Annotated in this window: 9 protein-coding genes; 6 read left to right on the plus strand and 3 right to left on the minus strand. The window is 66.6% G+C overall.

Annotated features, from left to right (window positions below; genetic code table 11):
- Both AC2VLV_RS11525 and metF read left to right on the plus strand, forming a co-directional pair.
- Positions 1-506 (plus strand): adenosylhomocysteinase (locus AC2VLV_RS11525; protein WP_486990120.1); only part of this gene is annotated, 506 nt, incomplete at its 5' end.
- Between the two features lie 5 nt (positions 507-511).
- Complete coding sequence (metF, locus tag AC2VLV_RS11530) at positions 512-1,351, plus strand: methylenetetrahydrofolate reductase [NAD(P)H] (protein WP_486990121.1); 840 nt, start codon at positions 512-514, stop codon at positions 1,349-1,351.
- On the opposite strand, the gene AC2VLV_RS11535 is transcribed toward metF, so the two are convergent.
- Positions 1,348-2,568 (minus strand): MFS transporter, encoded by a 1,221-nt coding sequence (locus AC2VLV_RS11535; protein WP_486990122.1) that lies wholly within the window; start codon positions 2,566-2,568, stop codon positions 1,348-1,350. The genes metF and AC2VLV_RS11535 overlap by 4 nt on opposite strands.
- A gap of 135 nt (positions 2,569-2,703) precedes the next feature.
- Between AC2VLV_RS11535 and apbC the strand changes: the two genes are divergently transcribed.
- The 3 genes from apbC to AC2VLV_RS11550 all read left to right on the plus strand — a co-directional run bounded on the left by apbC (position 2,704) and on the right by AC2VLV_RS11550 (position 8,453).
- Positions 2,704-3,795, plus strand: a complete 1,092-nt coding sequence (gene apbC / locus AC2VLV_RS11540; RefSeq protein WP_486990123.1) for an iron-sulfur cluster carrier protein ApbC — start codon at positions 2,704-2,706, stop codon at positions 3,793-3,795.
- Positions 3,796-3,804: 9 nt separating this feature from the next.
- A complete protein-coding gene (locus AC2VLV_RS11545; protein ID WP_486990124.1) occupies positions 3,805-7,434 on the plus strand; it encodes a hydantoinase B/oxoprolinase family protein in 3,630 nt (1,209 codons plus the stop codon).
- A 65-nt stretch (positions 7,435-7,499) separates the two neighbouring features.
- Positions 7,500-8,453, plus strand: coding sequence for a 1-phosphofructokinase family hexose kinase (locus AC2VLV_RS11550; protein ID WP_486990125.1), 954 nt, complete (start codon positions 7,500-7,502; stop codon positions 8,451-8,453).
- On the opposite strand, the gene purD is transcribed toward AC2VLV_RS11550, so the two are convergent.
- Positions 8,443-9,726: a phosphoribosylamine--glycine ligase gene (gene purD / locus AC2VLV_RS11555; RefSeq protein ID WP_486990126.1), complete on the minus strand. Its 1,284-nt coding sequence runs from the start codon at positions 9,724-9,726 to the stop codon at positions 8,443-8,445. The two genes, AC2VLV_RS11550 and purD, sit on opposite strands and share 11 nt — an antisense overlap.
- A 15-nt stretch (positions 9,727-9,741) precedes the next feature.
- Positions 9,742-10,464, minus strand: coding sequence for a YebC/PmpR family DNA-binding transcriptional regulator (locus AC2VLV_RS11560; RefSeq protein ID WP_486990127.1), 723 nt, complete (start codon positions 10,462-10,464; stop codon positions 9,742-9,744).
- Positions 10,465-10,588: 124 nt separating this feature from the next.
- Here AC2VLV_RS11560 and AC2VLV_RS11565 point away from each other — a divergent pair.
- Positions 10,589-11,399 (plus strand): helicase HerA-like domain-containing protein (locus tag AC2VLV_RS11565; protein WP_486990128.1); only part of this gene is annotated, 811 nt, incomplete at its 3' end.

Here is an 11,399-nt window from a genome sequence, read left to right on the forward strand (position 1 = left end):
ACGCCGACATTTTCGTCACCGCCACCGGCAACTATCACGTCATCACCCACGATCACATGGCCCGCATGAAGAATCAGGCCATCGTCTGCAACATCGGTCACTTCGACAACGAGATCGACGTCGCGGGTATCGAGAAGTATCAGTGGGAAGAGATCAAGCCGCAGGTCGATCACATCATCTTCCCTTCTGTTGATGGCAAACCGGGCAAGCGCATCATCCTGCTGGCCAAGGGCCGTCTGGTGAACCTGGGCTGCGGCACCGGGCATCCGAGCTATGTCATGAGCTCCAGCTTCGCCAACCAGACTCTGGCGCAGATTGAACTGTTTGCCAAGCCCGGCGAATACCCCGTGGGCGTCTACACCCTGCCCAAGCACCTCGACGAGCACGTCGCGCGCCTGCAGCTCAGCACCCTCAATGTGCAGCTCACCACCCTGAGCGACCAGCAGGCCACCTACATCAATGTGCCCAAGGACGGTCCGTACAAGCCGGCCCACTACCGGTACTGATGCGCATGGCCTCCACACCCTCGCTCGGTCTCAGCTTCGAGTTCTTCCCGCCCAAGACGCCCGAGGGCGCGGACAAACTCCGGGCGGTGCGGCAACGCCTGTATGCGCGCCAGCCCGAGTTCTGTTCCGTGACCTTCGGGGCCGGCGGCTCCACCCAGGAAGGCACGCTGCAGACGGTGCGCGACATCCTCGCCGAAGGCGTGGACGCCGCGCCCCATCTGTCGTGCATTGGCGCCAGCCGTGATTCGGTGCGCGGGCATCTGCACGCCTTTCAGGCCGCGGGCGTCAAGCGTCTCGTGGCGTTGCGCGGCGATCTGCCTTCGGGCTATGGCATCGGCGGCGAGTTCCACCATGCCCGCGATCTGGTGGCGTTCATCCGCGCCGAGATGGGCGGCGCGTTTCACATCGAAGTGGCCGCCTATCCCGAGATGCATCCGCAGGCCAGAAGCCCGCTCGATGATCTGCAGCATTTCGCCGACAAGGTGCGCGCCGGGGCGAACTCGGCCATCACGCAGTACTTTTACAGCGCTGCGGCCTATCGCCGTTTTGTCGACGATGTGCGGGCTCTCGGCCTCGACGTGCCCGTGGTGCCGGGCATCATGCCCATCACCAATTCCAGCCAGCTCCTGCGCTTCTCCGAGGTGTGCGGCGCCGAGATTCCACGCTGGGTGCGATTGCGCCTGCAGAGTTACGGAGACGACCGCGAGAGCATCCGCGCCTTCGGCCGCGAGGTGGTCAGCAGCCTGTGCGAAGAACTCATCGCCAGCGGCGCGCCAGGGCTGCATTTCTACACCCTGAACCAGGCCGAAGCCACGCTGGCCGTGCTCGACGATCTCGGGCGTTAAGCGGTGTTGCGCTGGCCACTGGCGGCGTGCAGCAGCAGCGCCGCCAGCGCGAAGCCGGCGCCCGCCGCAGTCACGGCGGGCCAGCCGCCCGCCGTCCACGCATGGCTGGCGACGAATGAGCCTACCGAGCCGCCGATGAAGTAGAGCGTCATGTAGATGGCGTTGATGCGGCTGCGCGCGGCGGCGTCCAGGGCGTAGATGCGGGTCTGGTTGGCAATCTGCGCGCCCTGCACCCCGGCGTCGAGCACCAGCACCCCGGCGATCAGCCACCACAGGCCCAGCGTGCCCGGTGCGAACAAGGCCCACGACAGCACGGTGAGCGCCAGCGCGACAAACAGCACGCGGCGCGGCCCGCCCGGCTTGTCGGAATAGCGACCGGAGATCGGCGCCACCGTGGCGCCCATGATGCCCAGAATGCCGAAGGCGCCCACCACCGCCGGGCCGAAGCCATAAGCGGGGCTTTGCAGCAGCGGCGTGAGTCCCACCCAGAACACGCTGAAGCTGGCGAAAAACAGCCCGCCGGTGATGCCGGCGAAGCGCAGATCGCGATGCAGAGCGAACTGCTTCAGGGTGGAGCCGAGCAGGGCGATATAGCTCTGGTCTGTGGCGTGCGCATCAACCGGCAGGCGCGGCAGCACGCGCCAGAGCATGATCCACATGCCAATGTTTACCAGCGTGGCGAAGACGAACACCGCCTGCCAGTTCAGCAGCGCCGCGATGCCGCCGGCCAGCACCCGACCGCCCAGAATGCCCACGAGCAGGCCGCTCATCACCAGGCCGATGGCCTTGCCGCGCGCCTGCGGCGGCGCGAGGTGCGCCACCATGGGAATGATCTGCTGCGCAATGCTGGAGAGCATGCCGATGGCGAACGAGGCGGTGGCGAGCAGCAACACGCTGGGCGCCACCGCAGCGCCGATCAGCGCGGGGATGAGCAGCGCGGCCATGATGAGAATCACCTGGCGCCGCGCATGCCGATCGCCCAGCGGGCCGAGGAACATCAGCCCCGCGGCGTAGCCGATCTGCGTGGCCGAGGGCACGGCCGCCACGCCGGCCACGGTGGTGTGAAACTGCTGCGCGAACTGCTCCAGCAGGGGCTGGGCGTAGTAGATGTTGGCCACCGAAATGCCGCAGGCCACGGCCATATAGCCAATGAAATGAGGCGAAAGCGACGGTTGTGCCGCAGAGTGCGCGGCAGAAACGGAGGTGTTTGCTGGCATGGGAAAACGGGAGGGAATGCGGCATTGTCGCAGCGCATCAAAATGGCTGCTCGGTGACTGCTCAGCCGGGCACATCGCGCGGGCGCGGTCGGCTCTACACTGCAATGACTTCGATATTCCTACTTCTGGTTGACCATGTCCCAAGCTCTCGATTCTGCGGTTCAGGCCGCGCTGCAAACCCTTCAAGACCCCCAGACCGGCGCTTCGCTGGTCGCGGAAAAGGCCATCAAAAACTTGCGCGTGGACGGCGGCGACGTGTCGCTCGAAGTTGAACTCGGCTACCCCGCGCGCAGCCTGCATGCCGATCTGCAGAAGCAGGTCATCGCCGCGCTGCGCGCCGTACCGGGGGTGCAGAACGTCTCGGTGGCGGTGCGCAGCCGGGTGGTGTCGCACGCAGTGCAACGCGGGCTCAAGCCGCTGCCGGAAGTGAAGAACATCATCGCGGTGGCCTCGGGCAAGGGCGGGGTGGGCAAGAGCACCACAGCGGCCAACCTCGCGCTCGCGCTGGCGGCGGAAGGTGCCCGTGTCGGCCTGCTTGACGCTGACATCTACGGCCCGTCCCAGCCCATGATGATGGGCGTGTCGGGCCAGCCGCAAAGCCGCGACGGCCAGAACATGGAGCCGCTGGAAAACTACGGCGTACAGGTCATGTCCATCGGTCTGCTGATCGAGGCCGACAACCCCATGATCTGGCGCGGCCCCATGGCCACGCAGGCGCTTGAACAACTGCTGCGCCAGACCGCGTGGCAAGACCTCGACTACCTCATCGTGGACATGCCGCCGGGCACCGGCGACATTCAACTGACCCTGAGCCAGCGTGTGCCGCTGACCGGCGCAATCATCGTCACCACGCCGCAGGACATCGCCCTTCTCGATGCGCGCAAAGGCCTGAAGATGTTCGAGAAAGTGGGCGTTCCCATTCTCGGCATCGTCGAAAACATGGCGATGCATGTGTGCTCCAACTGTGGCCACGTCGAGCACATCTTCGGCGCGGGCGGCGGCGAGAAAATGAGCCGCGATTTCAAGGTGGATTATCTCGGCGGCCTGCCGCTGGACATCCGCATCCGCGAGCAGGCCGACAGCGGCCGCCCCACCGTGGTGGCCGACCCGGAGAGCGCCGTCGCCCAGAGCTACAAGTCCATCGCCCGCGCCGTGGCGGTGAAAGTCGCGCAGCAAGGCCGCGACTACACCGCCAAGTTCCCGACCATCAGCGTGCAGAACAGCTGAGCCTCTGCCATGCCTGCCCCGACCGATCGCTGGCAATTCTGGATCGACCGTGGCGGCACGTTCACCGACATCGTTGCGCGCCGGCCCGATGGGACTTTGGAGGCGCACAAGCTGCTGTCGGAAAACCCGGAGCAATACCGCGATGCGGCGGTGGCGGGCATACGCCAACTGCTGGGGTTGCCGCAGGGGGTTTTGATCACGTCGGCGCAGGTGGAGAGTGTGCGCATGGGCACGACGGTGGCGACCAATGCGCTGCTGGAGCGCAAGGGCGAGCCGGTGGTGCTGGTCACCACGCGCGGATTTCGCGATGCGCTGCGCATTGCGTATCAAAACCGTCCCAGACTGTTCGACCGCCGCATCGTGTTGCCCGAGCTGCTTTACAGCCGGGTGATCGAGGCGCAGGAACGCGTGGGCGCGGACGGCGCGGTGCTGCAGCCGCTCGATGCCGAGGCCTTGCGGCGCGATCTGCAGGGCGCCTTCGATGCCGGGCTGCGCGCGGCGGCCATTGTGTTCATGCACGGCTGGCGCGAGACGGCGCATGAGCTTGCGGCGGCGCGCATCGCCCGCGAAGTCGGTTTCACGCAAGTGAGTACCTCGCACGAAACCAGCCCGCTGATGAAGTTTGTCTCGCGCGGCGACACCACGGTGGTCGACGCCTATCTCTCGCCCATTTTGCGGCGCTATGTCGATCAGGTGGCCGCCGAGATGCCGGGGGTGAGGCTGCTGTTCATGCAGTCCAGTGGCGGGTTGACCGAGGCCCACTCCTTTGATGGGAAAGATGCGATTCTGTCTGGCCCGGCAGGCGGCATCGTGGGCATGGCGCGCACCGCGCAGCAGGCGGGCCATGCCAAGGTCATCGGCTTTGACATGGGGGGCACCTCGACTGATGTGTCGCACTACGCGGGCGAGTTCGAGCGGGTGTTTGATACCCAGGTGGCTGGGGTGCGGGTGCGCGCGCCGATGTTGCATATTCATACCGTGGCGGCCGGGGGCAGTTCCATTCTGCATTTCGACGGTGCGCGTCTGCGCGTGGGGCCCGACTCGGCTGGCGCCAACCCCGGCCCGGCCAGCTACCGTCGCGGCGGGCCGCTGACCATCACCGATGCGAATGTGATGCTCGGCCGCATTCGCCCCGAGCACTTTCCGTCCGTGTTCGGGCCGCAGGCCGACGCCCCGCTGGACGCCGACGTGGTGCGCGAGCGCTTCGTCGAGCTGGCCGCGCGCATCGCCCGCAACACCGGCCAGCCGCAAACCCCGGAGGATGTGGCCGAGGGCTATCTCGCCATTGCGGTGCAGGCCATGGCCGGGGCGATCAAGCGCATTTCGCTGGCGCGCGGTTATGACGTGGCGCCCTATGTGCTGCAGTGTTTTGGCGGCGCCGGGGCGCAGCATGCCTGCAGCGTGGCCGATGCGCTGGGCATGGAGCGGGTGTTCATCCATCGCTTCGCCGGGGTGCTTTCCGCCTACGGCATGGGGCTGGCCGAGCAGGCCGCCATGCAGCAACGCAGCGTGGAAGCGCCGCTGCAAAGCGATCTGCTGCCGCGCCTGCACGACTTGCGCGACGCGCTGGCGGCGCAGGCCCGGCAAGAACTGCAGGCGCAGGGCGTGGACGCGGGCAGCATCCGCCTGCGGGTCAGCGTGCTGTTGCGCTACGCGGGCAGCGATAGCGCGCTGCCAGTGGCGCTGCAAGACGCTGCGGCGATGCGAGCCGAATTCGAGCGCATCTATCTGCAGCGCTACGCCCACCACATGCCCGAGCGTGGCCTGGTGGTCGAGGCGTTGTCGGTGGAGGCCGCTGGCGGCGGCGCGCCGCTGCACCACGAGGCGCTGCAGACGGAAGTGAAGGGCGCCATGCCCTCCCACACCCGGCTGCCCGTTTTCATCGGCGGCCGCTGGCAAGACGCGGTGCTGGTGCGGCGCGCCGAGTGCCAGCCGGGCCAGCACGTCGATGGCCCCGCGTTGCTCGCTGATGCCCACACCACCCTGCTCGTCGAGCCCGGCTGGCGCGCCCGTATCACCGCGGCCGGCCATGTGGAACTGCAACGGCAGGCCGCCCAGACTCGCGCGTGCGACGACGACACTGCGGTCAACCCGGTGCGGCTGGAGCTGTTCAACAACCAGTTCATGCACATCGCCGAGCAGATGGGGGTGCAACTGCAAAACACCGCCGTATCGGTCAACATCAAGGAGCGGCTGGACTTCTCTTGCGCGCTGTTCGACGCGCAGGGCCATCTCATCGCCAATGCGCCGCATGTGCCGGTGCATCTCGGGTCGATGGGCGAGAGCATCCAGACGGTCATCCGCGAAAACCGCGCCACCCTGCGGCCTGGCGATGTGTTCATGCTCAACGACCCCTATCACGGCGGCACGCACCTGCCCGATGTCACCGTGGTCACGCCGGTATTCGACGCCGCCGGGCGCGAAGTGCTGTTTTTTGTGGGTTCGCGCGGCCACCATGCCGACATCGGCGGCATCACGCCGGGCTCCATGCCGCCGTTCTCGCGCAGCATTCTTGAAGAAGGCGTGGTGATCGACAACTTCAAGCTGGTGGATGCAGGCCGCCTGCGCGAAGCCGAAGTGCTGGCGCTGCTGTCTGGCGGACGCTGGCCGGCGCGCAATCCGCAGCAAAATCTGGCCGACCTCAAGGCCCAGATCGCGGCCAACCAGACCGGCGCGCACGAACTGCGCAAACTCGTGGCCGACTATGGTCTGAACGTGGTGCGCGCCTATATGCAGCATGTGCAGGACAACGCCGAGGCCGCGGTGCGCCGGGTGATCGGCGCGCTGCGCGACGGCGCATTCAGCCTGGAGCTCGACAGCGGCGCGCGCATCTGCGTGGCCATCCGCCTCAACCGCGAGCGGCGCGAAGCCGAGATCGACTTCACCGGCACCTCGCCGCAGCAGCCCGATAACTTCAACGCGCCCAAGGCCGTTACCGTGGCGGCGGTGCTGTACGTTTTTCGCTGTCTGGTGGGCGACGACATTCCGCTCAACGCCGGTTGCCTCAAGCCCCTGCACCTCATCGTGCCTGAAGGCTCGATGCTGGCGCCGCATCCGCCTGCCGCCGTGGTGGCGGGCAATGTGGAAGTGAGCATGTGCGTGACCAACGCACTGTTCGGCGCTTTGGGCGTGCAGGCCGCGAGCCAGTGCACCATGAACAACTTCACCTTCGGCAACGCACAGCATCAGTATTACGAGACCATCGCGGGCGGCTCCGGCGCGGGAGGTGTGTTCGATGCGCAGGGCCAGCAGACCGGGGGCTTCGACGGCACGTCGGTGGTGCAGAACCACATGACCAATTCCCGCCTGACCGACCCCGAAGTGCTGGAATGGCGCTACCCGGTGCGACTGGAGAGCTTCGCCATCTGCGCTGGTTCCGGCGGCACCGGGCGCTGGCGCGGCGGCGACGGCGGGGTGCGACGCATTCGCTTTCTGGAGCCGATGACCGCAGGCATTCTCTCCAACGGCCGCCGCGTGCTGGCCTTCGGCATGGCGGGCGGCGCGCCCGGCGCGGTGGGCGTCAACCAGATCGAACGCGCCGACGGCCGCACTGAGCCGCTGCCTGCCTGCGCCAGCGCAGAAATGCAGCCCGGAGACGTGTTTGTCATTCAAACGCCCGGCGGGGGCGGTTATGGTTGAGGGCATCCCCACCCCTTTATTCGCTCTACGCGACTCAAGCGCGACAGGCTTCCAGAGGAAACCGCATGACCCCCGTTCAGGCCGACATGCCGCCCATCGTCACCCTCACGCTCAACCCCTGCGTGGACGTGAGCTACGACATTCCGCAACTGATCGAAGACCAGAAGGTTCACGCCACCGCCACGCGGCTTGATCCCGGCGGCAACGGCATCAATGTGGCGCGCGCACTCAAGCGGCTGCGCATTCCGGCGTGGGCCTGCGCCACCGTGGCGGGTGAAATCGGCATGCTGTTCGAGCGGCTGATCGGCGGGCAGATCGACCATCCTCATCTGGTGCGCATCGACGGCGAAACCCGCATCAACACCACCTTGCAGCAGCGCCAGCCGCGCGCCCAGTTCGAGGTCAGCGCCACCGGGCCGGTGATCGATGCCCCCACGCTGGACCGCATCAGCGCCGAAGTGCTCGAGCTCGCCCGCAATGGCTACGCGGTGCTGACTGGCTCGCGAGCTCCCGGCGTGCCGTCCAGCTACTACGCCGACCTGTGCGCCGCCCTGCGTGCCCAAGGCGCAAAACCCGTGGTAGACGCGCAGGGCGATGCGCTGGCGCAGGCAGTGGCCGCCCGGCCCTTTCTCATCAAGCCCAACCGCTTCGAACTCGAACAACTCGTCGGCCGCCCCCTGCCCACGCGGGACGACATCATCCGCGAGGCCCGCGTGCTGAATGCGCAAGGTGTGGAGTGGGTCTGCGTCTCTCTGGGCGGCGAAGGCGCGGTGTTGGTAGGCGCCCAGACCTATATCGGCCACGCGCCCGAGGTGGCGGTGGTGTCCACCGTCGGCGCGGGCGATTCGATGGTCGGCGCTTTGGTCGCCACCCTCTCGCGCCAGGCCGCACCCGCTGATGCCCTACGCCTCGCCCTGGCCTGCGGCAGCGGCACTTCCCAACAACCCGGCACCGAACTGTTCGATCCGGCCGCTTTGCCCGGCTTGCAGGCGCAGGTCAACGTTCAGCTTATCGCTTGATCGCCCGCCAGCCGATGTCGCGGCGGCATTGCATGCCGTCGAAGTGAATCGTGTTGACGGCCTCGTAGGCCCGTTGCTGCGCGATGCGCGGCGAATCGCCTAGCGCAGTGACCGCCAGCACACGGCCACCGGAGGTGCGCAGCACGTCCTGCGCGTCGAGCGTGGTGCCGGCGTGGAAGGTGACGCAGTCGGCCGCCTCGGGAGGAATGCCGGTGATCGCGTCGCCTTTGCGCGGGCTCTCAGGGTAGCCGTGCGCGGCGAGCACCACGCCCAGGGCGGTGCGGCGGTCCCACTCCAGTTCCACCTGATCGAGCTGACCGGCGATGGCCTTCTCGAACACCACCGAGAGGTCGCTCTTGAGACGGGCCATGATGGGCTGGGTTTCCGGGTCGCCCATGCGGCAGTTGAATTCCAGCGTCTTGGCGCGACCCTGGGCGTCGATCATCAGTCCGGCGTAGAGAAAGCCGGTGAAGGGAATGCCGTCGGCCGCCATGCCCTTGACGGTGGGCTGGATGATTTCGCGCATCACCCGCGCGTGAACCTCGGGGGTGACCACGGGCGCTGGTGAGTAGGCGCCCATGCCGCCGGTGTTGGGGCCGTTGTCGCCATCGAGCAGGCGCTTGTGGTCCTGGCTGGAGGCCAGCGCAAGCACATGCAGGCCGTCGACCATGACGATGAAACTGGCTTCCTCGCCCTGCAAAAACTCTTCGATGACCACGCGTGCGCGGCCCGCGTTGTGCTGCACGCCGTAGCGGTTGGCCTGCAGCATGTCGTCGATGGCGGCGTGGGCTTCGTCCGCCGTCTGCGCCACCACCACGCCCTTGCCCGCGGCCAGGCCATCGGCCTTGACGACGATGGGCGCACCGTGCTCGTCCACATAAGCATGGGCCGCCGCGGCGTCTTCAAACGTGGCATAGACCGCGGTGGGAATGTGGTGCCGCGCCATGAAGTCTTTGGAGAACGCCTTGGAGCTTTCGAGCTGGGCGGCGGCGCGCGTCGGGCCGAAGATCTTCAGGCCGCGGGCGCGAAAGCCATCGACGATGCCTGCGGCCAGCGGCGCTTCGGGGCCGACCACGGTGTAGGCGATTTTTTCGCGCACGCAGAACTCGGCCAGTTCTTCGGCGTTGGCTACCTGCAGGTTCTCCAGTCGGGAATCAAGCGCGGTGCCGCCGTTGCCCGGCGCAACATAGACCGTCTGTACGCGGGGCGATTGCGCCAGCTTCCAGGCAATGGCGTGTTCACGTCCGCCGGAACCGATGACGAGGAGTTTCATGGTGAATGCGGCTCTCTAGGCGAAGGCGGCGTTGTGATAGACCTCTTGGACATCGTCAAGGTCTTCCAGGGCGTCGATGAGTTTTTGCATCTTTTCGGCGTCGTCGCCCGCAAGCTCGACCGTGTTGTCGGCACGCATGGTGATGACGGCCAGTTCCGGCTGCAGCGCGGCGGCTTCGAGCGCGGCGCGCACGGTTTCGAACTGGGCCGGCGGAGTGAGTACCTCGATGGCACCGTCGTCATCCGCGATCACGTCGTCCGCCCCGGCTTCGAGCGCCACTTCCATCACCTTGTCTTCCGAGGTGCCGGGCGCGAACACCAACTGTCCGCAATGCCTGAACTGGAAGGCCACCGAGCCCTCGGTGCCCAGATTGCCGCCGTTCTTGGACAGCGCATGGCGCACTTCGGCCACCGTGCGCACGCGGTTGTCGGTCAGGCAGTCGATGATGATCGCCGCGCCTCCCACGCCATAGCCTTCGTAGCGAATTTCTTCGTAGTGCACGCCTTCGAGCGCGCCAGTGGCCTTGTCGATATTTTTCTTCACCGTGTCGGCGGGCATGTTCGCCGCCTTGGCCTTGTCCACCGCCATGCGCAGGCGGGGATTGGCGTTGGGGTCGCCGCCGCCCAGACGGGCCGCGGCCGAGATTTCACGGATGATCTTGGTCCAGACCTTGCCGCGTTTTTCGTCCTGACGGCCTTTGCGGTGCTGGATATTGGCCCATTTGGAATGTCCGGCCATGGTGGTGCGATGCTCCTGAGGGATGCCCTGCGGCAGGGTGACAGCGTGCAGCGAGGGCGTTGATAGACTGCGAATTCTACTTTCGCGCCGTGCGCTCGACCCCCCTCACACCCAGGCTACCGCCATGTCCGATCCCATCCTCATCGCCCAGCACGGCAAGGTGCAATGCCACTTGCTGCCGCGCCTTTCAAATCGCCACGGCCTCATCACCGGCGCTACCGGCACCGGAAAGACCGTGAGTCTGCAGGTGCTGGCCGAGGCGTTTTCGCGCATCGGCACGCCGGTGTTCATGGCCGATGTGAAGGGCGACCTGACCGGAATTTCACAAGCGGGCAGTCTGAGCCCCAAACTGGCCGAACGGCTCAAAACCCTAGGCCTGCCCGAGCCGACTTTCGGCGCCAGCCCGGTGACGCTGTGGGACGTGTTCGGCGAGCAGGGCCATCCCATCCGCGCCACCATTTCCGACATGGGGCCGCTGTTGCTGGCGCGTCTGCTGCAGCTCAACGAGACGCAGACCGGGGTGCTTAACCTCGTGTTCAAGATCGCCGACGACAACGGCCTGCTGCTGCTCGACATGAAAGACCTGCGCGCCATGCTGCAGGAGGTGGGCGACAACGCGGCAAGCTTCACCACCGAGTACGGCAACATCAGCGCAGCCAGTGTGGGCGCCATCCAGCGCGGGCTGCTGCAGCTCGAAACCCAGGGCGCCGACCAATTTTTTGGCGAGCCCATGCTCAATATCGACGACCTGATGCAGACCGATGGCCAGGGGCGCGGCATGGTCAACATCCTCGCCGCCGACAGGCTCTACCAGGCGCCGCGCCTGTACGCCACTTTTCTGCTGTGGCTGTTGTCCGAGCTGTTCGAACGTTTGCCAGAGATCGGTGATCCCGATCAGCCCAAGCTGGTGTTCTTTTTCGACGAGGCGCACCTGC

The organism is Thiomonas sp. TH-17, from assembly GCF_057473305.1.